The organism is Lysobacter sp. CCNWLW3, assembly GCF_036697405.1.
GTDB lineage: Bacteria > Pseudomonadota > Gammaproteobacteria > Xanthomonadales > Xanthomonadaceae > Lysobacter.
Genome location: NZ_JBAHWA010000014.1, coordinates 50842 through 74400, shown reverse-complemented (window position 1 = coordinate 74400; position 23559 = coordinate 50842). Strand labels below are relative to the sequence as shown.

27 protein-coding genes are annotated in these 23559 nt (G+C 69.1%); 13 read left to right on the top strand and 14 right to left on the bottom strand.

What is annotated here, in order from left to right; translation table 11 throughout:
* Positions 1-190 precede the first annotated feature (190 nt).
* Positions 191-2017, top strand: coding sequence for a PHB depolymerase family esterase (locus V1318_RS17585; RefSeq protein WP_332941038.1), 1827 nt, complete (start codon positions 191-193; stop codon positions 2015-2017).
* Positions 2018-2174: 157 nt separating this feature from the next.
* On the opposite strand, the gene V1318_RS17580 is transcribed toward V1318_RS17585, so the two are convergent.
* The 3 genes from V1318_RS17580 to V1318_RS17570 all read right to left on the bottom strand — a co-directional run bounded on the left by V1318_RS17580 (position 2175) and on the right by V1318_RS17570 (position 4826).
* Positions 2175-3101 carry a hypothetical protein gene (locus tag V1318_RS17580; protein WP_332941037.1) on the bottom strand — a complete coding sequence of 309 codons (927 nt, stop codon included), beginning with the start codon at positions 3099-3101 and terminating at the stop codon, positions 2175-2177.
* A 515-nt stretch (positions 3102-3616) separates the two neighbouring features.
* Positions 3617-4090 carry a hypothetical protein gene (locus V1318_RS17575; protein ID WP_332941036.1) on the bottom strand — a complete coding sequence of 158 codons (474 nt, stop codon included), beginning with the start codon at positions 4088-4090 and terminating at the stop codon, positions 3617-3619.
* Positions 4074-4826: a hypothetical protein gene (locus V1318_RS17570; RefSeq protein WP_332941034.1), complete on the bottom strand. Its 753-nt coding sequence runs from the start codon at positions 4824-4826 to the stop codon at positions 4074-4076. The genes V1318_RS17575 and V1318_RS17570 overlap by 17 nt, the downstream gene beginning before the upstream one ends.
* Before the next feature lie 412 nt (positions 4827-5238).
* Here V1318_RS17570 and V1318_RS17565 point away from each other — a divergent pair, with 412 nt between their 5' ends.
* On the top strand, positions 5239-5754 hold the full coding sequence (locus tag V1318_RS17565; protein ID WP_332941053.1) for a YgjP-like metallopeptidase domain-containing protein: 516 nt from the start codon (positions 5239-5241) through the stop codon (positions 5752-5754).
* 63 nt (positions 5755-5817) lie between these two features.
* On the opposite strand, the gene V1318_RS17560 is transcribed toward V1318_RS17565, so the two are convergent.
* Positions 5818-6183, bottom strand: coding sequence for a DUF6164 family protein (locus V1318_RS17560; RefSeq protein ID WP_332941033.1), 366 nt, complete (start codon positions 6181-6183; stop codon positions 5818-5820).
* 134 nt (positions 6184-6317) lie between these two features.
* On the opposite strand from V1318_RS17560, the gene V1318_RS17555 reads away from it, so the two are divergent.
* Together V1318_RS17555 and V1318_RS17550 are read left to right on the top strand one after the other, a co-directional pair.
* Positions 6318-7451: a carboxylate-amine ligase gene (locus V1318_RS17555; protein ID WP_332941032.1), complete on the top strand. Its 1134-nt coding sequence runs from the start codon at positions 6318-6320 to the stop codon at positions 7449-7451.
* A 22-nt stretch (positions 7452-7473) separates the two neighbouring features.
* Positions 7474-8271 (top strand): type 1 glutamine amidotransferase, encoded by a 798-nt coding sequence (locus V1318_RS17550; protein WP_332941031.1) that lies wholly within the window; start codon positions 7474-7476, stop codon positions 8269-8271.
* Between the two features lie 27 nt (positions 8272-8298).
* Here V1318_RS17550 and V1318_RS17545 read toward each other — a convergent pair whose 3' ends face one another.
* From V1318_RS17545 to V1318_RS17525, 5 genes are all read right to left on the bottom strand, one after another.
* Positions 8299-8643 (bottom strand): RidA family protein, encoded by a 345-nt coding sequence (locus V1318_RS17545; RefSeq protein WP_332941030.1) that lies wholly within the window; start codon positions 8641-8643, stop codon positions 8299-8301.
* Positions 8644-8713: 70 nt separating this feature from the next.
* Positions 8714-8962, bottom strand: coding sequence for a hypothetical protein (locus tag V1318_RS17540; protein ID WP_332941029.1), 249 nt, complete (start codon positions 8960-8962; stop codon positions 8714-8716).
* 69 nt (positions 8963-9031) lie between these two features.
* The gene (locus V1318_RS17535; RefSeq protein WP_332941028.1) at positions 9032-10453 is read right to left on the bottom strand and encodes a M20/M25/M40 family metallo-hydrolase; all 1422 of its coding nucleotides are present in this window, start codon (positions 10451-10453) and stop codon (positions 9032-9034) included.
* 95 nt (positions 10454-10548) lie between these two features.
* Entirely contained in the window at positions 10549-11028 is a 480-nt protein-coding gene (locus V1318_RS17530) for a DUF1579 domain-containing protein (protein ID WP_332941027.1), read from the bottom strand.
* Between the two features lie 46 nt (positions 11029-11074).
* A complete protein-coding gene (locus tag V1318_RS17525; RefSeq protein ID WP_332941026.1) occupies positions 11075-11659 on the bottom strand; it encodes a YceI family protein in 585 nt (194 codons plus the stop codon).
* A gap of 205 nt (positions 11660-11864) precedes the next feature.
* Between V1318_RS17525 and V1318_RS17520 the strand changes: the two genes are divergently transcribed.
* The 6 genes from V1318_RS17520 to V1318_RS17495 all read left to right on the top strand — a co-directional run bounded on the left by V1318_RS17520 (position 11865) and on the right by V1318_RS17495 (position 15618).
* Positions 11865-12287, top strand: a complete 423-nt coding sequence (locus V1318_RS17520; RefSeq protein WP_332941025.1) for a YciI family protein — start codon at positions 11865-11867, stop codon at positions 12285-12287.
* A gap of 91 nt (positions 12288-12378) precedes the next feature.
* Positions 12379-12738 carry a YciI family protein gene (locus tag V1318_RS17515; protein ID WP_332941024.1) on the top strand — a complete coding sequence of 120 codons (360 nt, stop codon included), beginning with the start codon at positions 12379-12381 and terminating at the stop codon, positions 12736-12738.
* 15 nt (positions 12739-12753) lie between these two features.
* Positions 12754-13173, top strand: a complete 420-nt coding sequence (locus V1318_RS17510; RefSeq protein WP_332941023.1) for a VOC family protein — start codon at positions 12754-12756, stop codon at positions 13171-13173.
* 173 nt (positions 13174-13346) lie between these two features.
* The gene (locus tag V1318_RS17505; protein ID WP_332941022.1) at positions 13347-13769 is read left to right on the top strand and encodes a YciI family protein; all 423 of its coding nucleotides are present in this window, start codon (positions 13347-13349) and stop codon (positions 13767-13769) included.
* Positions 13770-13784: 15 nt separating this feature from the next.
* On the top strand, positions 13785-14309 hold the full coding sequence (locus V1318_RS17500; protein WP_332941021.1) for an SRPBCC family protein: 525 nt from the start codon (positions 13785-13787) through the stop codon (positions 14307-14309).
* A 25-nt stretch (positions 14310-14334) separates the two neighbouring features.
* Positions 14335-15618: an RNA polymerase sigma factor gene (locus V1318_RS17495; RefSeq protein ID WP_332941020.1), complete on the top strand. Its 1284-nt coding sequence runs from the start codon at positions 14335-14337 to the stop codon at positions 15616-15618.
* A gap of 39 nt (positions 15619-15657) precedes the next feature.
* On the opposite strand, the gene V1318_RS17490 is transcribed toward V1318_RS17495, so the two are convergent.
* The 4 genes from V1318_RS17490 to V1318_RS17475 form a co-directional block, all read right to left on the bottom strand.
* Positions 15658-16275, bottom strand: coding sequence for a hypothetical protein (locus V1318_RS17490; protein ID WP_332941052.1), 618 nt, complete (start codon positions 16273-16275; stop codon positions 15658-15660).
* 106 nt (positions 16276-16381) lie between these two features.
* On the bottom strand, positions 16382-17239 hold the full coding sequence (locus V1318_RS17485) for an alpha/beta hydrolase-fold protein (RefSeq protein ID WP_332941019.1): 858 nt from the start codon (positions 17237-17239) through the stop codon (positions 16382-16384).
* Positions 17240-17426: 187 nt separating this feature from the next.
* Entirely contained in the window at positions 17427-19895 is a 2469-nt protein-coding gene (locus V1318_RS17480; RefSeq protein WP_332941018.1) for a S9 family peptidase, read from the bottom strand.
* 159 nt (positions 19896-20054) lie between these two features.
* Complete coding sequence (locus tag V1318_RS17475) at positions 20055-21197, bottom strand: acyltransferase (protein WP_332941017.1); 1143 nt, start codon at positions 21195-21197, stop codon at positions 20055-20057.
* A 422-nt stretch (positions 21198-21619) separates the two neighbouring features.
* On the opposite strand from V1318_RS17475, the gene V1318_RS17470 reads away from it, so the two are divergent.
* A complete protein-coding gene (locus tag V1318_RS17470) occupies positions 21620-21910 on the top strand; it encodes a hypothetical protein (RefSeq protein ID WP_332941016.1) in 291 nt (96 codons plus the stop codon).
* Positions 21911-21944: 34 nt separating this feature from the next.
* Entirely contained in the window at positions 21945-22400 is a 456-nt protein-coding gene (locus V1318_RS17465) for a VOC family protein (RefSeq protein WP_332941015.1), read from the top strand.
* Positions 22401-22430: 30 nt separating this feature from the next.
* Here V1318_RS17465 and V1318_RS17460 read toward each other — a convergent pair whose 3' ends face one another.
* The gene (locus tag V1318_RS17460) at positions 22431-23198 is read right to left on the bottom strand and encodes an SDR family oxidoreductase (protein ID WP_332941014.1); all 768 of its coding nucleotides are present in this window, start codon (positions 23196-23198) and stop codon (positions 22431-22433) included.
* Positions 23199-23346: 148 nt separating this feature from the next.
* Here V1318_RS17460 and V1318_RS17455 point away from each other — a divergent pair, with 148 nt between their 5' ends.
* Positions 23347-23547, top strand: coding sequence for a hypothetical protein (locus tag V1318_RS17455; protein ID WP_332941013.1), 201 nt, complete (start codon positions 23347-23349; stop codon positions 23545-23547).
* The last annotated feature ends 12 nt before the right edge of the window (positions 23548-23559 follow it).

Sequence of the window (23559 nt, the reverse complement as noted above, 5' to 3'; positions counted from 1 at the left end):
CCATCGGACGATGGTGGGCCGGCGTCCGGCATGGCCTACTCCGCGGGCATCGGGCGCATCCGGGGAAACACGTCGCCGCCCGTTCCGCGCCATTGCCAGGGCCTGTGCGGATTGGAGCCCGAGTTCGTCGCGGCCCGCGTTCGTTGCCGTCCTGCTCGTGAGTCCGCCCTTGTCCGAAGGAGTCGACCGCATGACCGTCCCAGCCCTCGCCGCCGCCGCAGCGCGCGCGCGCCGCCGCAACCTTCCGCTCCTGTTAGCCGGCCTGTTCGCGCTTGCGATCAGCACGCCGGCGCTGGCCCTGACCGAGGTCACCGGCTTCGGCAGCAATCCCGGCAACCTGCGCATGTTCAAGTACGTGCCGCCGGGCTTGCCCGCGAACGCGCCGCTGGTGGTGGCCCTGCACGGCTGCGCCCAGAGCGCGGCCAGCTACGACGCCGAGACCGGCTGGGAGCTGCTGGCCCAGCGCTGGCAGTTCGCGCTGCTTTTGCCGCAGCAGCAAAGCGCCAACAACTCCAGCAGTTGCTTCAACTGGTTCGAAAGCGGCGACACCGCGCGCGGCCAGGGCGAGGCGCTGTCGATCAAGCAGATGGTCGATCGCATGCGCGGCGACCATGCCAGCGCCGCCGACCGCGTCTACGTCACCGGCCTCTCCGCCGGCGGCGCGATGGCCTCGACCATGCTGGCGACCTATCCGGACGTGTTCGCCGGCGGCGCGATCCTCGCCGGCCTGCCGCACCGCTGCGCCACCAGCCAGAGCGCCGCCTTCAGCTGCATGAACCCCGGCAGCGACCTCACGCCCGCGCAATGGGGCGACAAGGTGCGCGCCGCCAGCAGCCACACCGGCCCCTGGCCCATCGTCTCGATCTGGCACGGCGACGCCGACTACACCGTGCGCCCGCTCAACCAGAACGAGAGCCTGCAGCAATGGACCGACGTCCACGGCATCGACCAGACCCCGGACCTGCAGGACAGCGTCGCCGGCTATCCGCACAAGGTCTACAAGGACGCCGCCGGACGCGCCCTGGTCGAGACCTACACCCTCACCGGCATGGGCCATGGCACGCCGGTCGATCCCGGCAGCGGCGAAAGCCAATGCGGCACGGCCGGCGCCTATATCCTCGACGTCAATATCTGCTCCAGCTATTACATCGCGCGTTTCTGGGGCCTGGACGACCTGGACGGAGTCGCGCCGCAGGTCGCGCTGACCGCGCCCGCCGACGGCGCCCAGGTCAGCGGCAACGTCAGCGTCAGCGCCGACGCCAGCGACGATGTCGGCGTGGACCGGGTCGAGTTCCTGCTCGACGGCAACCTGATCGGCAGCGACGCCGGCGCGCCGTATGCCTACCTGTGGAACAGCGCCAGCAGCAGCAACGGCGCGCACAGCCTGCAGGCGCGCGCCTACGACCTGGCCGGCAACGTCGGCAGCTCGGCCGCGGTCGGCGTGACCGTCAGCGGCGGCACGGGCGGCGGCAGCGGCGGCGTGCTGAGCTTCGACAACGAAGACGCTAACGACGGCTACGTCAAAGCCGATGCCAACGGCGGCGCGCCCGCGGTCGGCAGCCTGGAAGCCAGCTACGGCCTGGCCTCGGGCCGCGGCGCCGACGGCAAGCACAACCGCAGCCTGCTCTCCTTCGATACCGCCGCGATACCCGACGGCGCCACCGTGGTGTCGGCCACGCTCAGCGTGAGCTATCGCAGCGCTTACGGCGATCCTTGGAGCAACCCGGCCGGCAACAGCCTGCTGATCGACCTGCGCACCGGCTGCTACGGCGCCTGCACCATCGAGGCCGCCGACTATGCCGCCGCCGCGAGTGCCGGCGCGGTCGCCCAACTGCTGCCCTTCACCGGCGGCAGCCAGACCAGCACCGCCTTCGACGCTGCCGGCCTGGCTGCGATCAATCGCGCCGGCCGCACCCAGCTGCGCCTGCGCTTCGCCAACCCGCAGACGGCCACGAACTACCTGTGGATCGACCGTGGCGCCAGCGCGAAGCTGCGGGTGGAGTATGTGATGCCCTGAGGGAGGCCGTCGGGAGCGAGCGCGGCGGGACTGCCGTCCCGCCGCCACCCTGCGCACGACGCTTGACGATCATCGAAAGCCGTCATGCCGGCTGTCGCCTGCAACCAGCAGCCCCCGCGATCAGGAACGGATCCGCCAGTCCCAAGGCCATCCTTTTCTATTGCCTGCAGCAGGCGTCATAAGTCCTCCTTCCTTGTTGAGTGGCCGCAGCCAGCTGTGCAGGATCTAGCTGAGCCGCATACGCATCGAGGCGACGCTTGCCATATCGGCTCGGCGCGGCCAAATCCTCGGCGTAGGCGTAGGCGTACGCGCGCAGGGCATCGCGCCGCACCAGCACTCCGTAATGATAGGCATCGCTGAGCTTGTGCAAGGCTTCCAGGCTTCCACCTGCGGCAGCTTGGCGCACGTAGCCCATCGCCTTGCGCCGGTAAGCGATGACCCTTTCCGGATCGGACAGCATCTGAGAAGAATTGCCGACCACCGCCTCGGCGTTGCTGGCATAGCTGAGCTGGGCCATGACCAGCCCGCTGTCGGCCGCCTGTTCCAGCCAACGCACGTTGCCCTGGTATTGCTCCAAAGTCAGGCCACGGCATTCCGGCGGCGTGCGTGCGATCAACTGCGCTTCCAAGCTGTCGTCCGCACCGAGCGGCGGCTGGCTTTCGTTGCCTCGTCCGTGATAGAGCTGATATCGGCAGCCTTCGACCTTGACGAAAATGTAGAAGGCGGCATCGGCGTCGCCTGCTTCGGCGCGCGGCCGCAGCGCCGCGATCACATCCACCGCGCGTCCTGGCGGCGGGTCATAGCTTCGCGTGAACGTAGACACGCGAGGTATCGTGCCCGGACGACGCGCACGCAATAGCTCGGCCGCCGGATCGCCCGGCTCGGCATCGTTCGCGAGCAATGAGGATCCCGGCGCGCGCGCGATAACGGAGGGATCAACCCGCTCGATGCGCGTCGCCTCCGCCTCGCGCTGGCTCATCCACAGCGCCATCGCCGCTAGCGCCGACAGCGTCAAAGCCGCGACCACGCTCCCTATCCAACGCCGTCTCTTGCCTGTCCGCATTCCCTTGCTCTCGCTGTCCATCCCGCTCACCTGAACCTCCCGCGGGTGTCGACTCCGACTCCGCCCACCACGAACAAGACATACACCGGAAATGAAAATCAAGACCGACTAGAGTTCGCAATGCCGTGCCCACACGATTTACGCACCAATCGGCACTTCGTTGGCTTATATAGTGGGTAAGCTCTGCTCCGATACGATACGTATCGCATTGACGGCGACTGCGCATCGCCCTGGCTTACCGCTCTCGGGAAGGCATAAACAACCCACCGATAGTGGCTCACGCAAGATCCGCGCACGGGAGACCTGCGCAGCGACGCGGTATCGGTGGAACCAGCAGTCGCGCGGGAGGGCTTGTGGATCGGTGGCGCTGGCCTCTCATCGCATCCAGCGCATCGCGGTCATCGATGCCGTCGATGACCGCGATGACTGTCAGAGCAGGCTAATGCCCCTGCTTTTCGGGCAGACGTACTGCATGCTTCACGGGCCATCGCCGAGGCGGCGGCCGAACATCGCCCCGCCCGGACAAGACAGGGCGATCAATCCTGCACCGTCTGCGGATCACCCACACGTACCGTGCCCGTGCTGCCACCCGTGCTGCCGCCGCCACCGCCGCCGTCCCAACCCGGGCTGTAGCCGCCGCTCTCGCCGGTTTCGCCGCCGCCGCTGCTGGTACCGCTGCCGTCGCCGCTTTCGCGCTCCATGCGTCCGTCGCTGGTGCCGAACAGACCGAAATCGTCGGTGATGTAGTACTTGGCGCAGTAGTTGGCGTTGCAGATGATGTAGATGTCGCCCTTGTTCCAGAACATGTCGCCGAACCATTGGTTGAACAATGGCTTCATCCGCTCGATGTAATCCAATGTGGCGGGGTCGGGCTTGGGGTAATCGATCCCGCAACCGTTGTCGCATTCGTAAGGCCCGCGCTCGGCCGCCACCAGCCAGGCGCCGGCGATCAGCAGCGGTATCGCCAACGCGACCGCCAGCCACGCCCTGTGTTTACTTGCAGCACGCATCGTAAATCCTCCTTCCTTGTTGAGTGGCCGCAGCCAGTTGTGAGGGATCGAGTTGTTTCGCGTAGTTGCCCAGGCGGAACTGCCCGTACTGCGGCAGGGCCAGGCTTTCCGCGTAGGCGTAGGCATAGGCGCGGACCGGATCGCGCGGAGCGAGTACGCCGTAGTGGTAGGCGTCGCCGAGACTGTGCAGGGCGCCTACGCTGCCGTTCGCGGCCGCCCGATGCAGGTAGCCCATGGCCTTGCGCCGGTAGGCGATGACCTTTTCGGGATTGGCCAGCATCTGCGAGGAATTCCCCACCACCGCCTCGGCATTTCCGGCGTAGCTGAGCTGCGCCATGATCAAGCCGCTGTCGGCGGCCTGTTCCAGCCAACGCAGGTTGTTGCGGTAGTGCTCAGGGGTGAGGCCGTGGCAGTCCGGGGGTGTGCGCGCGATCAGTTGCGATTCGACGCTATCGCCGCTGGTCGGCGCCGCACGGCCGTTACCGCCGCCGTGATAGAGCTGGTAGCGGCAGCCCTCGATCTTGAGGAACAAGTAGAACGCGGCGTCGTTGTCGCCGGCCTCGGCGCGCGGCTGCAGGGCCGCGATCACGTCCAGCGCGCGTCCACGCGGCAGGTCGTAGCTGCGCTCGGTGCTCAGGTCCCGCCGTGCCGCGCCTGGCGGACGTGCGCGCACGATGTCGGCGGCAGGATCGCCACCGCCGACATCGGCTGGCGCGTCGGCACTGGCGATCGGCAAGGGGGCAAAAACGGCCGATTGCGCGGCGGGCACAGCATCCTGTCCCCGCCGGCTCCACCACCAAGCCCCCAGCCCCACCGCCAGCAACAGCATCGCCACGACTGCGATACGGGATCCACGCTGACCGGATTGCATTCCTTCGCTCCTTCGACGCCCTGCTCGTCTCCGGCCTGCGGCCGGCATCCGCTCGCGAGTCCGCATTGGAGAAATGCGCCACTTCGAGTTGCCGGAAGATAAAACACAATCCTAAAGTGACAATCAAGCCCAATTTTCAATTGTGATCAAAAACCAAGCGATTTCTGCGCCAGTGGGCATTTCATTGCTTGATGGGATGCGTAACGCCCGTCGCCATGGAGCCGCCACGGCACGCGCGCCTGACCGCAGCGCGGCGCCGCTGCCGTATCGTTATGCGATGCAGGAACTGACCTACCTCAAGGGCTATCCCGACGCCGTGCTGGCGCGCGTGCGCGAGCTGATCGCGCAGGGGCGTCTGGGCGCGGTACTGCGCGAGCGCTACGCGCAGGCGCACGAGGTGCGCAGCGACCGCGCGCTGTACGAATACGCGAGCGAGCTCAAGGGCCGCTACCTGCGCAAGGCCGAGCCCTTGAACAAGGTGCTCTACGACAGTCGCCTGCAGGTGATCGGCCAGGCCCTGGGCACCCACACCGCGATCTCGCGCGTGCAGGGCGGCCGCCTCAAGGCCAGCCGCGAGATCCGCATCGCCAGCGTGTTCCGCGAGGCGCCGGCGGACTTCCTCAAGATGATCGTGGTGCACGAACTGGCGCACTTGAAGGAACGCGAGCACAACCGCGCCTTCTACCAGCTGTGCACGCACATGGCGCCGGACTACCACCAGCTCGAGTTCGACCTGCGCCTGTATCTCACCGCGCTGGACCTGGAAGGCGCGGCGTCGGCATCGCAGGCCTGAGGCCGCGCCGCTTGGCTCAGCTCACGCGGCGCCCCGGCGGCGGCACCAGGCCGGAGCCCGCGCTCAGGGGCGCAGCAGCCACGCCGGCAGCGCCAGCACCGCCAGCAGCGCCGCGATCGCGGCCACGATGGCGAGCACCCGCATCGGCTCGCGGCGCAGGATATCGGCGAACGTCTCGGCGCGGCCCTCGCGCTGCGCTGCCGCGTGCTCGGCGCGCGCACGCGCCTGCCGCTGCGCCTGATACTCGGCCATCAGGGCACGCGCGGCGGCCTCGTCGCGGTCGTAGGCGATCCATATCCCGCCATAGGAGATGCCCCAGCGGCTGGGCCGGGTCTCGTAGAACTCGATGCGGTGCGCGTCCAGCATCGCGCGCACGTCGGCGGCCTCGTCCTCGGGCACCTGGCGCAGGTTCAATAGCAGCTTCGACATGCCGCGATGATACCGCGTCGCCTTCAACTGCCGCTTACATCGGCCGCGCTACCTTGAGCGCTTCCGCGATCGCAGGAGCTCCACATGCGCCGATTCCGAACCGTTTCCCTGCCCCGACGCCGGGATGCTCGTGCGTGAGCGGGGATCACGACTACACCTACGGCATCGAAGAGGAATACTTCCTGGTGCGGCCGGGCGCGCACGGCCTGGCCACGCGCGTGCCGGCCGAACTGCTCAAGCAGGCGCGGCGCGAGCTCGGCGACTCGGTCGCCAACGAGATGCTGCAATCGCAGATCGAGATTTCCAGCCCCATCTTCCGCGACGCCGCGCAGGCGCAGCGCAGCATGATCGAATTGCGCGACGCCCTGTCGCAGGTGGCCGCGCGCTTCGACCTGGGCCTGGTCGCCGCCGGCACCCACCCGCTGGGCGTGTGGCGCGAACAGGAGCGCAGCCCGCGCTCGCGCTACCGGCGGATGATGGAGGACTTCCAGATCGTCGCCCGCCGCAGCCTGGTCTGCGGCCTGCACGTGCACGTGCAGCTGCCGCCGGGCGTGGACCGGGTGCGGGTGATGAACCGTGCGATGCCGTGGCTGCCGTTGTTCCTGGCCCTGTCGACCTCCTCGCCGTTCTGGAACCGCTCGCGCACCGGCCTGCTCAGCTACCGCCAGGCCGTGTACGACGAATGGCCGCGCACCGGCATCCCCGACTTCTTCGCCGACGAGGCCGAGTACGACGCCCTCGCCGCCCTGCTCACCCGGGTCAAGGCGATCAACGACGCGCGCTCGCTGTGGTGGGGCATCCGCCCCTCGCCGCGCTACCCGACCCTGGAGCTGCGCATCGCCGACTGCTGCACGCGCGTGCGCGATGCGCTGGCGATCGCCGCGCTGTACCGCTGCCTGCTGCGCTACCTGGTCCGCAACCCGCAGGACGAGCCGCCGCGCAGCGCCCTGACCCGGCGCGTGATCGACGAGAACCGCTGGCGCGCCAAGCGCTTCGGCACCGAGGCCAAGTTCTTCGACGAGAGCGGCGCCGAGCCCGAACCGCTGCCGCAGGCCCTGGCGCGCCTGCGCGCGCTATGCGCCGACGACATCCGCGCCCTGGACAGCGCCGAGGCGCTGGCGCCGCTGGACGCGATCGTCGCCGACGGCAGCAGCGCGCACCGGCAGCTGGCGCTGTACCGCGAACAGCGCGAGCTCGGCCTGAGCCGGGTGAGCTCGCTGGACGCGGTGGTCGACTGGCTGCGCGCGGCCACGGTCGACTTCGATTGAACGCCCAACCCACGAGGCCCGCATGTCCAGCCCACCGCGCAAACTGATGATCGGCCTGTCGCCGCGCCTGATGCGCAACCTGCCCGCGCAGTACGGCTTCCGCAACAAGACCCTGCAGTACCTGGAGCAGTCGATGGCGCACTGGGTGATGTCGGCCGGCGCGCTGGTGGCGATGATCCCCACCGTCGATCCGCACGGCGACGTCCAGCGCAGCGACCTGTCGGTGCGCGAGTACGCGCACTCCTTCGACGGCCTGATCCTGCAGGGCGGCGCCGATATCGACCCGATCGCCTACGGCGAGCAGCCCAGCGAGATGCTGCAGAGCACCGATCCGGACCGCGACCGCTTCGAACTGTCGCTGCTGCGCGCCTTCGTCGCCGCCGGCAAGCCCGTGCTGGGCGTGTGCCGCGGCATGCAGCTGATCAACGTGGCCTATGGCGGCAGCCTGTACCAGGACCTGGTCGCCGGCGGCGCCACCCGCAGCGTGCACTATCTGCCCGATCGCTACGACGAACACGCCCATCCCCTGCACCTGCAGGCCGGCGGCTGGCTGGCCGGGCTGTACCCGCCGCAGGAAGGCACGCGGGTGAATTCCATCCACCACCAGGGCATCCGCCGGCTCGGCGAAGGCCTGGAGGTCGAGGCCTGGTCCGAGGACGGCATCCCCGAATGCGTGCGCGCACGCGAAGCCGCCTTCGTGGTCGGCGTGCAATGGCACCCGGAATTCCACGACGCGCGCTTTCCCGACCTGATGCCCGGGCGCCCGCTGCTGGATGCATTCCTGACCGCGGCCGAGGCCGGGCGCCGCGACGGGGCTTGAACGCACCGTCGCGCCGCGAGGCCGCGCTCAGACCGCGGCGGTCACCACGATCTCGATCTTCCAGTTCGGGTTGGCCAGCGCCGCCTGCACGGTCGCGCGCGGCGGGGTGCGGCCGGCCACCACCCACTGGTCCCACACCGCGTTCATGCCGGCGAAATCGGCGATGTCGGCCAGGTAGATCTGCGCGCGCAGGATTCGCGACTTGTCGCTGCCCGCCTGGGCCAGCAGGGCGTCGATCGCTGCCAGCACCTGGCGGGTCTGCCCGCCGATATCGGCGTGTTCGTCGTCGGCGATCTGGCCGGCCAGATACACCGTGCCGTTGTGCACCGCCATTTCCGACATGCGCGGACCGACTTCAAAGCGCTGGATCATGCTGCACCTCGTTCGCTGGGGAGGCGGCCATTATTGCCCGCCCACGCCGTCGCGCGACGGCGGCGCGCGCCTACGCGCCGGCCGCGCGCAAGGCGCTCAGCAGCGACAGCAGGGTATCCGGCACGTCCGACTGCGCGATCTTGGCCATCGCCCCCGGATCGCCGCCCGTGACCAGGCGGAAGCCGCGGGCGTCGTAGACGATGTAACGCACCGGCCCCAGGTGCGAGGTCTGGGCGATGGTGTCGGCCAGGTCGTCGGCGCTGGCGTTGGCGACGGTCACGCCGTCGCCGAGTTCGTCCGTGTGCAGCAGGATGTCCATGCGTCTTCCCTTGTGGTGTGTGCGGCCGGGGCATGCGCCCCGGCGCGGCGTCGCATGCCGGTACGCCGCTCAATCGGCGGCGTCGGCGTAACGGCGCACGATCTCGTGCAGGAAACGCCGCCCGTCCAGCAGCGAGCGCACCCGGATGCGTTCGTTGAGGCCGTGCGCGCGGCTGCCCTCGGCGTCGTGGAACAGGCCGGACAGGCCGTAGGTGGGGATGCCGGCGGCATTGAGGAAGCGGCCGTCGGTGGCGCCGGTGGACATGGTCGGCACGATCGCGACGCCGGGCCAGATCGTGTCGGCGACCTCGCGCACCGGGCCCAGGATCTTCGGCGACAACGGCGGCACCGAGGTCGCCATGCCGGGTTCGCCGCGCGCGCTCACCTTGATGCTGTCGTCGGCGAGCACGCGCACGATGCTCTGGCGCACCTCCTCGACTGGCACGCCCGGCAGGATCCGGCAATTGACGTTGGCGCGGGCCTGCTGCGGCAGCGCATTGGGCGCATGGCCGCCCTCGATCTGGGTGACCACGCAGGTGGTGCGCAGGGAGCTGTTCCAGCCCGGATTGATCGTCCACAGCCGCTCCGCCGCCGCCTCGTCCGCGGGATTCGCCAGCACCGCGCGCATGTCGGCCGCGATCGCCGGCGCCGACAGCTTGGCCTGGGCCTCGAAATAGCCGCGCGTGGCCGGATTCAGCGCGATCGGGAAGCGGTACGCGCCCAGGCGCTCCAGGCCGCCGGCCAAATGGGTGATCGGGTTGGCGCGGGTCGGTCGCGAGCTGTGCCCGCCGACATCGCTCGCGCTGAGCTCGAAGTCCTGGTAGACCTTCTCGCCGGCCTGGATCTGCAGCGCCAGCGGCTTGCCGTCGCGCAATTCGCCGCCCGCGCCTTCGTTGAGCGCGAAGCCGGCGGCCAGCGCGTCCGGCTGGGTTTCCATCAGCCACTTGACGCTGTTGAACACGTCCGGGGTTTCTTCGCCGCAGGTCAGGGCCAGCTTGATGTCGCGGCGCGGCACGTAGCCGGCCTGGCGATAGCGCACCAGGCTGTCGGTGAAGATCGCGGCCATGGCCTTGTCGTCGCTGGCGCCGCGCGCGTAGAACCAGCCGTCCTCTTCGACCAGGGTGAAGGGATCGCGCTGCCAGTCCTCGCGCCGGGCCTCGACCACGTCGATGTGCGCCAGCAACAGCAGCGGCTTGAGCGCGCGCTCGCGGCCGCGCAGCACCGCGATCAGGGCGCCGTCCTGCGGGCGGTCGGCGGGCGCGAGGATGCGCGCGTCTTCCGCCGGCAGGCCCGCCGCGAGCAGGCGCGCCTGCATGGCCTGCGCCGCGCGCGTGCAACTGCCGACCGAACGAGTGGTGTTGATCTCGACCAGTTCGCGGTACAGCGCGCGGAACGCGGTTTCGTCGGCCGTCGGCGCCGCCGGGCTCGCGCCGGACCACAGGGACGCGGCGATCGCCGCAACGAGGCTCAAGGCCGATAGCGCACGCGACATGCCGGGCTCTCCAGTGGAAAGCCCCGACACTGCCGCCCGCGCGCGGCTGTCGCAAGTGCCGCGACCGCGACCGCAGTCGCGACCGCGCGGGCCGCTCAGCGGATGCGCCGGTAGCGCACCCGCATCACCGGCTGCCACTGGCCGTCGTCTCCGAGCTTGCGCGAACGCAGCTCGTGGCGGTCGTCGCCGATCAGCTCGACGATGTCCTGGAACTTGCGGGTCTGCCCGCTGGTGAAGTCCGGGCCCTCGGTGTCGAGGGTGAGCGTGCGTCCATCGTCCTCGACCTGGCCCTCGTAGATCCACAGCTTGGACATCATGCTGCCGGCGAACACGCCCACGTAGCGCCCCTGGGCCGGGTCGTAGCCCAGGGTGATCTGCATGATGTCCGGCGCACCCTTTGGCGTTTCGTTGCGCGCCTCGCACTGGATCCACAGCTCGCCGATCTTGCGCACGCTCTGGATCGTTTTCCAGGCGAAGGGCGCTTCGCCGGGTGCGCCGTAGGCCTCGCCCTCGCCCTCCCATTCGCCGACCAACTGATGCAGCCAGCGATGCTCGGCTTGCGGTTCGTTGTTCATGCTGTCGCTCCTCGAACGATAGGTGTCGAAGCCGGCGATGACGGCCTTACTTGGCCTTGGCCACCGCTTCGACCTGGATACGCAGGGTCACGTCCATGCTGAAACCCCAGTCCTTGCCGGCGGAGATGCCGAACGCGTCGCGCTGGAACGTGGCCAGCGCATCGGCGCCGCACAGCTCGCGCTTGAGCATCGGATGCGGGATGCACTTGAAGGAATTGATCTTCAGCTCCAGCGGCTTGGTCACGCCGTGCAGGGTGAGCTCGCCGACGACCTTGGTCGGCGCGCCGTCGACGAAGCCTTCGAGCTTGCCCTTGTAGGTCGCGGTCGGGTACTTGGCCACGTCGAACAGATCGGCGCCGCGCGCATGCTCGTTCATCTTGTCGTGGCCGAAATCGATGCTGTCGACGTCGACCGTCACCTCGACCGTGCCCGCGCCCTTGGCCTTGGCCTTGTCCAGCACCACCTGGCCGCTGGAGGAGTTGAACTTGCCGCGCCACAGCGACACGCCCATGTGCGAGGCCTCGAAGCTGGGATAGGTGTGCGAGGGATCGATCTCGTAGGTTTCGGGCGCGGCCACGGCTGCGGAGCTGACCAGAAAAGCAAGCGGGATCAAATACTTGAGCGACTTCATCGGGGCTGACCTGGGTTCAGGGCGGGAGCCGGAACGCTAGCACCGGGCGCCGTACAGGGGCAACCGCAACCGCCGCGAACATTTTTTCCACACCGTGTCGATTCCGCGCCTCTGCGTTCGTCGCCCTGGGTAAGAGCGCCGGGAGACCGGCCCCGCCGCAGCCGGCAGCCGGCCGGCGCTCTCCACCCGAGCAGGAGACAGGACGATGCGATTCATGGTGATAGTCAAATCCAACGCCGCCAGCGAAGCCGGCGAAATGCCCAGCCGAGAGCTGCTGACCGCGATGGGCAAATACAACGAGGACCTGGTCAAGGCCGGCGTGCTGCTGGCTGGCGAGGGCCTGCATCCCTCCTCGCGAGGCGCGCGCGTGCGCTTCAACGGCGCCCAGCGCACCGTCGTCGACGGGCCGTTCCCGGAAACCAAGGAACTGATCGGCGGCTTCTGGCTGATCCAGGTCAAGTCCAAGGAAGAAGCGATCGAGTGGGTCAAGCGTTGCCCCAATCCGACCGGCGCCGAATCGCAAATCGAGATCCGCCAGGTGTTCGAAGCCGAGGACTTCGGCGCCGAGCTCACCCCGGAACTGCGCGAGCAGGAACAGCGCCTGCGCGCCCAGGCCGCCAGTCACTGAACGCCGCGCGTATCCGTTTCGCCCGCGCTGTCGATTCCACGAGCCGTCGTTCGTCGTCTTCGTACAGTCCGCCAATTCCACGGAGTCACCGATGAAGTTTTTGTCCATCTACACGCCCGACCCCGGCAAGCCCGCCGACTTCGGCCCCGACAAGCAGCAGCGCATGGGCGCCCTGATCCAGCAGGGCCTGAGCGATGGCAGCCTGCTGCACACCGGCGGCCTGCTCCCGCAAGGCAGCGCGCGCATCGGGCTGAGCGGCGGCAAGATCACCGTGACCGACGGCCCCTACGCCGAGGCCAAGGAAGTGATCGCCGGCTACGCCCTGATCGAGGTCGAATCCTACGAAGCCGCGATCGAGTATTCCAAGCGCTTCCTCGAGATCGCCGGCGACGGCGTGAGCGAGCTGCACCGCATCATCGAAAGCGACGCCAACTGCGCGCCCTCTCCCTAGCACAGGAGTTTCCCCATGTACCTCGCCCCTTACCTCACCTACGACGGCAACGCCGAAGCCGCGTTCCTGCGCTACGCCGAACTGCTCGGCGGCAAGATCGAACTGCTGCTGCGTTACGGCGAAGCCCCCGACGGCAGCTGCGACGATTTGTCGGCCGAAGCCAAGAACCGGGTCATGCACGTGCGCCTGGCCGCCAAGGACTGGGTGCTGATGGCCTCCGACGCCGGCGCCCACTACCCCTACCAAGGCGTCCAGGGCATATCGATTTCGCTCAACGTCGACTCCGCCGCCGATGCCGAACGCATCTTCCAGGGCCTGGCCGAAGGCGGCAAAGTCACCATGCCGCTGGCGCAGACCTTCTGGGCCGAGCGCTTCGGCTGCGTGACCGACGCTTACGGCGTTGCGTGGATGATCAACTTCGAAAAGAGCGCCTGAGCGCGAGTTGCGTAGCCGCGCGGGAGCCGCGCTCCCGCGCTCACGCCGCGGGCACCCGGCCGCGGCGATCGTAGTCGGCGCGACGCAGCGCCCCTCCCTGCCAAGCCACCCGCGGCGAGCCTCGCCGCGCCCGCCGCCGCCCCAAATCTTTGCGCCACCACAGGAGACGCACCATGCGCTTCATGATGCTGATGATTCCCCACGGCTACGAACAGGCCGAGCCCGGCACGATGCCGCCCGCCGACCGCGTCGCGGCGATGATGAAGTACAACGAAGACCTGCAGCAGGCCGGCGTGCTGATCTCGCTGGACGGCCTGCACCCGCCCTCGATGGGCGCGCGCGTGTCCTTCCCCGGCGGCAAGCCCAAGGTCACCGACGGTCCTTTCAGCGAAGCCAAGGAAGTGCTGGGCGGCTACTGGATGATCGAGGTCGCCTCCAGGGACGAAGCGATCGCCTGGGCCTCGCGTTGCCCGGCCGCGGAGAACGAGGTCATCGAGATCCGCCAGGTCCAGGAATTCGACGACTTCCCCGCCGATGTCCAGCAAGCCGCGAGCGGTTTGCGCGACCTGCAGAACGACATCGGCCAGCGCAATTAATCGGAACCCGCCCACATGCTCGCCATCATCCTGTCCCTGCTCGGCCTGCTCGTCGTCGCCGTGCTGATCTACGCCGCGACGCGCCCCGACACTCTGCGGATCGAACGCAGCCTGCTGATCCAGGCCCCGGCCGAGAAGATCCTCGCCCACGTCAACGACTTCCATCGCTGGCGCGACTGGTCGCCTTACGAAAAGCTCGATCCGGCGATGCGGCGCGACATCGGCGGCGCCCCCAGCGGCCTCGGCGCGACCTATGCCTGGGAAGCCGAAGGCAAGGCCGGCACCGGACGCATGCGGATCACCGATGCCCGCCCGGACCGCACCACCATCGAGCTCGATTTCAGCAAGCCCTTCGTCAGCCGCAATCTCGCCGAGTTCACTGCCGTCGCGCAGGCCGACGGCACCCGGGTGACCTGGTCGATGCAGGGCCCGGCCGCCTACATGACCAAACTCATGGGCGTTTTCGTCGACATGGACCGTATGATCGGACGCGACTTCGAGACCGGCCTGGCCGCGCTCAAGACCCTGTCCGAAAAATAGCCCCAAGAACCGACGGCCGCATCCGATGACCCAAGACGCCCACCGTGCCATCGACGCCGTCTGGCGGATCGAATCGCCGCGCCTGATCGCCGGCCTGGCGCGCATGGTGCGCGATGTCGGCCTGGCCGAGGAACTGGCCCAGGACGCCCTGGTCGCGGCATTGGAGCGCTGGCCCGAGACCGGCGTGCCCGACAACCCGGGCGCCTGGCTGATGGCCACCGCCAAGCACCGCGCCATCGACCGCCTGCGCCGCAGCAAGCTGCAGCAGCGCAAGTACGAGGAACTGGGCTACGAACTGGAGGATTGGCAGGACGACGCCGAGGCCGCGTTCGAGGCGGCCATCGACGACGACATCGGCGACGACCTGCTGCGACTGGTGTTCACCGCCTGCCACCCGGTGCTGTCGACCGAAGCGCGGGTCGCCCTGACCCTGCGCCTGCTCGGCGGCCTGACCACCGACGAGATCGCGCGCGCCTACCTGGTCCCCGAACCGACCGTGGCCCAGCGCATCGTGCGCGCCAAGCGCACCCTGGCCGAAGCCCGCGTGCCCTTCGAAGTGCCGCGCGGCGACGAACTGGCCGAACGCCTGGCCTCGGTGCTGGCGGTGATCTACCTGATCTTCAACGAAGGCTATTCGGCCACCGCCGGCGACGACTGGATGCGCCCGGCGCTGTGCGACGAAGCCCTGCGCCTGGGCCGCATTGTCGCCGAACTGGTGCCGCGCGAACCCGAGGTGCACGGCCTGGCCGCACTGATGGAAATCCAGGCCTCGCGCTCGCGCGCCCGCGTCGACCCAGACGGCGTACCGGTGCTGCTGCTGGACCAGGACCGCGCGCGCTGGGACCAGGTCCTGATCCGCCGCGGCCTGACCGCGCTGGAGCGCGCCGAAAAACTCGGCGGCGCGCGCGGGCCCTACGCGCTGCAGGCCGCGATCGCCGCCTGCCACGCGCGTGCGCGCAGCGCCGACGAAACCGACTGGGCGCGTATCGCCGCGCTCTACGACGCCCTGGCCCAGCTGGCGCCCTCGCCCGTGGTCGAACTCAACCGCGCGGTCGCCCTGGCCATGGCCTTCGGCCCGGCCGCCGGCCTGGAACTGGCCGATACCCTGGTCGACGAACCGTCGATGAAGAACTACCACCTGCTGCCCAGCGTGCGCGGCGACTTCCTGGCCAAGCTCGGCCGCTACGGCGAGGCCCACGTCGAGTTCAAGCGCGCAGCCTCGCTTACCCGCAACGCGCGCGAACGCGAGTTGTTGACGGACCGGGCGGCGGCCTGCGCACGCAGCATCGCGGCGCAGAAGCGCGAATAGTCCAGGCGGCGCCGGGCAACGCCGGCGCGACGGCGGGCCTCAGTAGGTCGGGCCGCCGACGTCCAGCACGTACTCGAAGTTCTGCACCATGTTGCCGTAGCCGTCGTCGTCCGCGGCGCCGCGCCCGTAGTTCGCGCCCACCACCAGGCTGTGCCGGCCCGGCTTCAGCGGCGGCAACAGCAACCAGTAACCGTCGCTGGCCGCGATCACCGCGGCGTCGCCGTCCTCGTCGCCGAACGCATCGAAACAACGCTCGGTGCGCACCCGATAGCGCTTGGGATCGGCCACCCTTACCCCGTCGATCAGCACCACCGCACTGCGCAGCGCGTCGTTGCTCGAGGCCAGCCCGTCCAGCAGGGACCGGCATTCCGCGGCGCGCCGCGCGGCCGGAATCCGATAGCGGGTGCGCTGGTACAGATTGATGATGGGCAGGAACACGTGCTTGCCGATCGGCACCGAGCAACGCCGCTTGAGGTTCGCGCTGCCGTCGGTCCCGGCCAGGAACCACACCGGCCCGGACTGGGCGAGTGCGCACCAGCGCCCGTCGGGATCGCGATAAGGCTCCATCCCGCCCGGAAACCGGTCGGTCCAGCGCCACCAGCGCGCGCTGAGTTCGGCGTAGCCCAGGCCCTCGACCTTCGCGCTCAAGGGCAGCACCGTCGCCGAGGCCGCGGGTTTCGCGGGCGCGCCCGCATTCGCTGCGGCACAGAGCAAGCCCGCCAGGCCCAAACCGATCGGTACGCGCGGATATCTCATTCCAATCTCACTTGGCCTGCCGCGAACCCGCGGCGGTCTGCGGCGGAAACGCATCGCGCAGCAACCGCGGCGACAGCGCCCGATAGATGGTGCCGTGCGACAGGTCCGGTCGCGGATCGTAACGCCAGCTCAGCCCGGCCGGCGCCGCCGCGCGCAGCGCATCGGCCAGCCGCGCCGTCTGCGGCGCGATGTTGTCCTCGTCGGCCGAGGACAGGAACAGGCTCCGCGGCCCGAAGCCGCCCGCCTTCAAACGCGTCTCGGCGCCGCGCACCAGCGCGTCCTGGTTCCACCACAGGCTGGGACTCATCGCGATGTAGACATCGAACAGCCCGGGCTGCTCGAAGAAGGTCTCGACCACGAACAGCCCGGCCAGGGACTCGCCGATGATCGCGGTTTCGTCGCCGGCCCGATAACGCTTGCCGATCGCGGGCATCAGCTCGTCGGCGATGAAAGCGCGGAATTGCGCCGACCCGCCCACCACCGGTGCGATCTTGCGATCCTCGGCGAACTCGGTCGGCCCGGTCATATCGCGCCGGCGCTGCGTGTTCTCGATGCCGACCACCAGCACCGGCCGCATCTCCCCGGCCCGGATCGCCGCGTCGACATCGCTGGCCACGTGCGGGAAATCCTCCTGCAAGCCGCCGTCGGGCATGTACAGCACCGGGTAGCGCGTGCCCTTGGCCGCGTCGTAGCCCGGCGGGGTATAGACGTTGATGTGCCGCGTTTCCTTCGTTGCGGAGGCTTCCATCGTGAAGCTGCGGTGCGCCGGCACCGCTTCGACGGCGGCCGCGGGCTCCGCGGCCCACGCGGGCGCATGAAGGCCGTGCATCAGGAGCCAGACAGTCGCAACGAACAGCACACGCATGCAGAAGTTCCTGAGGAATCGGCGATATCGAACTCTAACCGCGAACCAGCAAGTTTCGATCGCCGCACGACGGAAACAGAAGGCCGGCAAAGCGGACTGGCGGCTGCTCGCAACGCCTGGCAGGTCAAGGCGAAGACCGGCTCGCGGGCCTCGTCAAGGATTTGCACATGGACGCGGCTTGGCGTCCTCAAGGCGTCGTGGCGCCGCCCCCGGCAGCCGTCGTCGCTCCGGCCTGGGGGCGATCGAGATGTTCGCGCAGGAACCCCGCGATGCCCGACCAGGTCATTTCCAAGGCCAGCGGCTGGGCAAAGCTGTGGCCTTCGCCCGGGAACGCGAGCACCACCGGCGGCCGCCCGGCCAGATTGAGCATGCGTACCAGGCGACGGGTGTGTTCGAAGTCGACGCGCAGATCCTCGCGGCCGTGGACCAGCATGATCGGCAGCTTGAGCTTGTCGAGATTGTACAGGGGCGACGTGGCCTCCATCTCGGCCAGATCCTTGCGCGGGTCGCCGATGATGCGCTCCATCAGCGCGCGGGTCTGGGCCGAGCGTGCGCTGTCGCTGGCGGTAAAGAACAAGGCGCGGTCGCTGACGCCCGAGATCGATACCACGCAGCGGAACCGCTCCTGCCAACGCATGGCCGAGACCAGGCTGGAGTAGCCGCCGTAGCTGGTGCCGACCGCGCACAGACGCTCCCCGTCGATCGGATAGGACGCGATCGCGCTGCGCACCGCCGCATCGATATCGTCCTCGATCAATTTGCCGTAGTTGCGATGGCCCGCTTCGCGGAAGGCCTTGCCGTAGCCGTCGGAACCGCGAAAGTTCACCTGCAGCACGGCATAGCCCAGCGAAGCCAGATACTGCACTTCATGATTGAAGTGCAGCCGATCGCCCACCCCGATCGGTCCGCCATGCGGCAGCACCACCAGCGGTCGCTTGCCCGCCGCTTCCGGCAGGGTCAGGAAGGCTTCGATCGCCAGGCCGTCGCTGCCCTTTACCGACAGCACCTTGGCCGGCGCATAGCGCTTCTCGGCCAGCCATGGCGCCACCTCGTCGATCAGCGAAGCGCGCTTGGCCACGATATCCATGTGATAGATCTGCGGCGGACGGTCGCTGCCATCGACCCACAGGATCAGCTGTTTGCCATCGAGGCTACGGTCGATCACCGCGACGGTGCGGCCGGGATAGGCCGCCTGCAGGGTCGCGCCCAGCGTGCGGTCCTTCTCGTCGAAGTACTCGGTAACCAGGCGGCCCGACTGGTAATAGCGCACCGCCACCGGTTCGCGGCGATGGTCCAGGACCGGCGACACCACGTCCACGCCCGGCTTGCTGAACAGCGTGCGCGCGATCTTCTTGCTCGCCGGATCGAACACCACCAGATCGCGCTGATCGCGCCCTTCGTCGCTGAGGCCGTAGATCAGGTCGCCGTCGAAGGACAGCGCCAAGGGCTGGAAGCCGTCCTCCTTGTCCAGTTCCAGCACCTCCTGGTACTGGCCGACATTGCCGTGCAGCAGGACTATTCGATCCTCGCGCTTGACGATCGCCGCGCGCAGGCGACCCTCGCCGTCGGCATACCAGCCCAGATCGTTGCTCACGCCCTTGTTGAGGCGATCGCGCGTGGGCGCCGTCACGAAGCCGCGCACGTCGCGATCGCCGACGGTCAGATCGACGCGATGCACGACCAGGGTGCCGCGGCTGTCGTAGCCTTCGAACAGGATCACGCCGGGTTCCTTGGGCAGCAGGTTGACGATCTCGCCCTTGCCGTCCATCGACAACACCTGCGCGACGCGCTTTCCGCCTTGCGCCTGTCCTACCCGGATCACCGAATAGTGGCCGGCGCCGTCGCCGGCCATCAGGATGCCGTCGCTTTCCCACAGCAGCGAATCGATGGCGTCCCTGCGCGTCGTCAAGCGCTGGGCGCTGCCGGCCACCAGATCGATCAGTTCCAGGCCATAACGGTTCTCGCTTTCGCGCACCACTTCAGCCAGCAGGGTCCCGGCGGGATTGAGCGCGACGTCGACCACCCGGTTGGGCCGCCACATCTGCTCGGCCGGGATCGGCAAGGTTCCGGGTTTGGGCGGTTCGCGGCCGGCGTTGAGTTTGGCGGGCGGCTCGGCGTTGCCGGCGCGCGCACGGCGGTACAAGGCAGGGAACGGGTCCGGGTAAAAGCCGACATAGGACAGGCCGTACTCGGCGTAGATCGCCGGGTACTGGTCTTCCAGCCAATCGATCACCGGCAGCGATCGGTTCGAAACATGCATGTAGGTGCGCGACACGCCAGCGCTGCGCAGCACCAGATCGCCGGCGTAGTTGAGCTTGCCGGGCTCGACCCGGAAGCGATACTCGGCATCCTTGATCGTGTAGCGGTAGCGGTAGTCGCCGCGGTACATGTTGAGCTCTGCCCATTCGTACTCGCCCGCCTTCAGAGCGTACAGCTGCAGATTGCGCCCGCCGCCCATGCCGTTGAGCACGCCCTCGATCGGCCCACGCCCGGCTTTGCGCACGTGCACGCTGCTGATGAAGGCATTCGTGTCGACCGCCAGCGCCAGCAAGCCTTCGTCGGAGGCGAGCTTCGGCGTTTCGCCCGGGTCGATCTTGCGCATCGCGCCAGCGTCCAGCGCAACCGACGCCAGCAGCAGCGCCGTCGCCAGCAGCATGGCCGGGTTCCGCCACCGGCCAACCAAGGATTCCCGCAGGCCGCAATGGCGGCGGCTCATCGATGTCCGCATCGCGCTACACGCCCTGCCGGGCGCCCCCCTGTGTGCATCGGATCGGCTTCGGACCCGCGCCCGAAGCATAGACCAGTAACCCGCCCATCAGCCGGCGGCCGGCAGCGCTGCGCCGGCGCGCGCCCGCAACCGCGACCAACGCTCGCGCAAGCGCAGGAACGGCCGCTCGACCGCGTAGTGCAGCAGCGCCCCCGCCGCCAGCGTCGCCATCGCGTACACCGCGAAGGCGAGCCAGCCCCTACCCTCCAACTGCGCGCCCAGATGGGTTTCCACCAGGCGGAACACCGGCTTGTGGATCAGGTACAGGCTGTAGGAGGCCAGCGCGATCCAACCGGCGCCGGGTACGCGCCAGCGGCCCAGCCAGCCCGCGCTGCTGGCGCCGGCGGCGACCAGCAGGGCCAGGCCGACGGACAGCAGCGGGTAGCCGATCACCGTGGGCAGCAGGGCCGTGCGCTCGTCGAACAGCGCGATGGCGACCGCGACGATCGCCAGGCCCGCGATCAGCAACGCGTTCGCGCGGCGCTGCAGTCCGGCCCACAGCTGCGGCCGGTAGACCTGGACGGTCGCCAGCACCACGCCGCAGAGCAGGCCGTCCAGGCGCATCCAGGTCGGGTAGTAGATGTCCTCGACGAAGCGCTGGCCGAAACTGCGTTCGACATGTTCCAGACCGCGCACCGGCGCCATTTCGTAGAGCCAGACGTAGCCGCGCAGGGCCAGGCCGGCGATCAGGACCGCGGCGCACACGCTCAGGAACCTGGCCGCCGAGGGACGTCGCGTCATCCACCAGGCCAGCCAGGGGAATACCAGGTAGAAGTGTTCTTCCACGCACAGCGACCAGGCATGCGAGAAGGCCTTGTTGTGCTGATAATCGATCAGCAGATTCAGGGTGAAGGTGAGGAACTGCCAGACCGGTTGCATGCCTTCGGCTTCGCGGAAACCGGGCCAAGCCAGGTACAGCGCCAGCACCGCCAGGAACGCCGGCAGCACGCGGAACGCGCGGCGCAGGTAGAAGTCGCCGGGCCGGAAGGGTTGCCCCTGGCTCAGCGGCTTGAGCAGCTGGCCGCCGATCAGATAACCGCTGAGCACGAAGAACAGGTCCACGCCCATCCAGCCGTACGTGACCACCTCGCCCCAGAACTCGCCCACGCCGCCGACCAGATAGGAGTGGAACAGCATCACCCAGACGATGGCGATGGCGCGCAGCAGATCCAGACCGGGAAGGCGACTCATGCGCAGACTCGTATAGCGTTGCGGCGCGCAGCGGCAGCAGCGCGCGACAGTGGAAGGAGTGGGGGGATTTGCGGGCGCCGTCGCAACAACCGGCTGCGTCCGCACGAGCAGCATAGAACCCGCACGCGATCCTGCCTATCCCCGCCAACGAGCTTGCGCCGAGTCGTTTCGGCGCCGATCGGCAGCCGGGTCCGGACCGGCTTCGAAACCGGCCGGGCCGATGCGGATACCGGAGCGGAATCCCGCGATCCGGGCGGCGCACCGAGGCTTCCGGCGACCGCTCCGCCGGCCCCACCGCCTGGCCCCGACCTCCCGCCGGCCGGCACCGCCGGCGACCGCAAAACCGTGGACAATGCGCGCAATTGCGGCCCGACCGCGGACCGCGCCGGATCGGAGGGGATGCACCGATGCTGCAAAGGCTCATGGGATTCGCAGCGATCGTCGCAGGCGCGGTACTGGCGCTGGCCAGTCATTGGCTGATCGGCCTGGCGGTGCTGATCGTCGGGGTGCTGCTCGCCACCAGCGCGCGCCGCAACGCGACCTTGACCAGCGACAGCGGTTCCGGCCCGGGCTACGACAGCGGCAGCAGTTGGAGCGGTTCCGGCAGCGACTGGAACTCGTCCGGCAACGGCAACGACGGCCATCGCGATTGCAGCGCCGGCGACAACGACGGTGGCGGCGATTGCGGCGGTGGCGACGGCGGTGGCGACTGAGCCCGCCCCTGCGATCGATCAGGAGCCCGTATCGATGTCACGACGCGAACGCCCCACCGCCCTGCCCGGCAACCGCTCCATGCCGGCGGCGGGCGTGATCCCGGAGCTGGCCTATCCCGACGTGCGCGCCGCGGCGCAGTGGCTATGCCGCTGGTTCGGATTCCAGGAGCGCCTGCGCATAGGCGAGCACCGCGCCCAGTTGGTGCTGGGCGACGGCGCGGTGATCGTGGTCGGCCTGCCGCAGGCCTGCGATGAGCAACCGCCGCAGTCGCGGCACGCGGTGATGGTGCGGGTGGCCGACGTCGACGCGCACTACCGCCGGGTCGAGGCCTCCGGTGCCCGCACCGGCGGGCCGCCGGTCGACTATCCCTATGGCGAGCGCCAGTACAGCGCGCTCGACCCGGGCGGGCACCGCTGGATCTTCTCGGAGTCGATCGCGGACGTGGACCCGGGCGATTGGGGCGGCCAAGCAGGCCCGGGCATGGACTGAAGGCGACGCCGGCGCGATCGCGGGCTTGCGCTAGGTGCGATTGACCGACACCCCGCCCTCGACCGCCAGCGCGCTGCCGGTGACGAACGAAGACGCGTCCGAGGCCAGGAACAGCGCGGCCTGCGCGATCTCTTCAGGCCCGGCCACGCGCTTGAGCGCGTACAGCCCGGCGATGTAGCGGCGCGCCTCCTCGCTGTTGCCGAACTCGCGATAGGCCGGCGTGTCGGTCGCTCCGGGCAGCAGCGCATTGCTGCGCACGCCGCGCGCGCCGAACTCCACCGCGATCGAGCGGCTCAAGCCCAGCAGCCCGGCCTTGCTCGCCGCGTAGCCGGCCACACCCGGGAATGCCGCGGTATCGCCGACGAAGGACGAGGTGAAGATCAGCGACCCGCCGCCGCGCGCCAGCAAGGCCGGCAGCTGATGCTTGGCGCCCAGGAACGCGCCGGTGAGGTTGGTGTCGAGCACGTCCTGCCACTGCTGGCGCGACAGCTCCAGCGTCGGCGCCTGCGCGCCGAGCACGCCGGCGTTGTTGAAGGCGATATCCAGACCGCCGTAGCGCTGTTCCGCGCAGCGCACCAGGGCCTGCGCATACGCCTCGTCGCGCACGTCGCCGGCCAGCGCCGTGGCCACGCCGCCGGCCGCCGCGATCTCGGCGGCCAGGGCCTCGAGCAGATCGCCGCGACGCGCGGCCAGCACCAGCCTGGCGCCCTCGCGGGCGAAGCACAGCGCGGTGGCGCGGCCGATGCCGGAACTGGCACCGGTGACGATGGCGATCTTGTCTTGCAATCTTGCGTGCATGTGGGGCTACCCGGGAAGGGCCGCTCGTGCGGCGATGGGGCACTGATCCCTGCAGGCAGGGCGCGATATCCGATTCCTGCGCCCCGGCGTCTCAATCGGCGAGACGCAGGCCATACACAGTGCGCGGTCGAGATCGCCGGAGCGCGACATGCCCAGCTACTACCTCAACCGGACGCCGCAGCCCAACGGCGTATACGAAGTGCATGCGCTGGGCTGCCCGCGCCTGCCCCTGTATCGCATCCATCTGGGCGACTTCGCGCAGGCCCGCGAGGCCTTGCCGATCGCGCTGCGTCATGGCGCGCCGGCGCAGGTCTGCGCACGCTGCGCCTCGGGGCAAACGCGGCGCTGATGACCGCGCACT

Bases quoted from the DNA above. Each gene is read 5' to 3' on its own strand.
- V1318_RS17585 (WP_332941038.1), top strand. From the start codon at position 191: ATGACCGTCCCAGCCCTCGCCGCCGCCGCAGCGCGCGCGCGCCGCCGC.
- V1318_RS17580 (WP_332941037.1), bottom strand. From the start codon at position 3,101: ATGGACAGCGAGAGCAAGGGAATGCGGACAGGCAAGAGACGGCGTTGG.
- V1318_RS17575 (WP_332941036.1), bottom strand. From the start codon at position 4,090: ATGCGTGCTGCAAGTAAACACAGGGCGTGGCTGGCGGTCGCGTTGGCG.
- V1318_RS17565 (WP_332941053.1), top strand. From the start codon at position 5,239: ATGCAGGAACTGACCTACCTCAAGGGCTATCCCGACGCCGTGCTGGCG.
- V1318_RS17560 (WP_332941033.1), bottom strand. From the start codon at position 6,183: ATGTCGAAGCTGCTATTGAACCTGCGCCAGGTGCCCGAGGACGAGGCC.
- V1318_RS17550 (WP_332941031.1), top strand. From the start codon at position 7,474: ATGTCCAGCCCACCGCGCAAACTGATGATCGGCCTGTCGCCGCGCCTG.
- V1318_RS17545 (WP_332941030.1), bottom strand. From the start codon at position 8,643: ATGATCCAGCGCTTTGAAGTCGGTCCGCGCATGTCGGAAATGGCGGTG.
- V1318_RS17540 (WP_332941029.1), bottom strand. From the start codon at position 8,962: ATGGACATCCTGCTGCACACGGACGAACTCGGCGACGGCGTGACCGTC.
- V1318_RS17535 (WP_332941028.1), bottom strand. From the start codon at position 10,453: ATGTCGCGTGCGCTATCGGCCTTGAGCCTCGTTGCGGCGATCGCCGCG.
- V1318_RS17530 (WP_332941027.1), bottom strand. From the start codon at position 11,028: ATGAACAACGAACCGCAAGCCGAGCATCGCTGGCTGCATCAGTTGGTC.
- V1318_RS17525 (WP_332941026.1), bottom strand. From the start codon at position 11,659: ATGAAGTCGCTCAAGTATTTGATCCCGCTTGCTTTTCTGGTCAGCTCC.
- V1318_RS17520 (WP_332941025.1), top strand. From the start codon at position 11,865: ATGCGATTCATGGTGATAGTCAAATCCAACGCCGCCAGCGAAGCCGGC.
- V1318_RS17515 (WP_332941024.1), top strand. From the start codon at position 12,379: ATGAAGTTTTTGTCCATCTACACGCCCGACCCCGGCAAGCCCGCCGAC.
- V1318_RS17510 (WP_332941023.1), top strand. From the start codon at position 12,754: ATGTACCTCGCCCCTTACCTCACCTACGACGGCAACGCCGAAGCCGCG.
- V1318_RS17505 (WP_332941022.1), top strand. From the start codon at position 13,347: ATGCGCTTCATGATGCTGATGATTCCCCACGGCTACGAACAGGCCGAG.
- V1318_RS17500 (WP_332941021.1), top strand. From the start codon at position 13,785: ATGCTCGCCATCATCCTGTCCCTGCTCGGCCTGCTCGTCGTCGCCGTG.
- V1318_RS17495 (WP_332941020.1), top strand. From the start codon at position 14,335: ATGACCCAAGACGCCCACCGTGCCATCGACGCCGTCTGGCGGATCGAA.
- V1318_RS17485 (WP_332941019.1), bottom strand. From the start codon at position 17,239: ATGCGTGTGCTGTTCGTTGCGACTGTCTGGCTCCTGATGCACGGCCTT.
- V1318_RS17480 (WP_332941018.1), bottom strand. From the start codon at position 19,895: ATGCTGCTGGCGACGGCGCTGCTGCTGGCGTCGGTTGCGCTGGACGCT.
- V1318_RS17475 (WP_332941017.1), bottom strand. From the start codon at position 21,197: ATGAGTCGCCTTCCCGGTCTGGATCTGCTGCGCGCCATCGCCATCGTC.
- V1318_RS17470 (WP_332941016.1), top strand. From the start codon at position 21,620: ATGGGATTCGCAGCGATCGTCGCAGGCGCGGTACTGGCGCTGGCCAGT.
- V1318_RS17465 (WP_332941015.1), top strand. From the start codon at position 21,945: ATGTCACGACGCGAACGCCCCACCGCCCTGCCCGGCAACCGCTCCATG.
- V1318_RS17460 (WP_332941014.1), bottom strand. From the start codon at position 23,198: ATGCACGCAAGATTGCAAGACAAGATCGCCATCGTCACCGGTGCCAGT.
- V1318_RS17455 (WP_332941013.1), top strand. From the start codon at position 23,347: ATGCCCAGCTACTACCTCAACCGGACGCCGCAGCCCAACGGCGTATAC.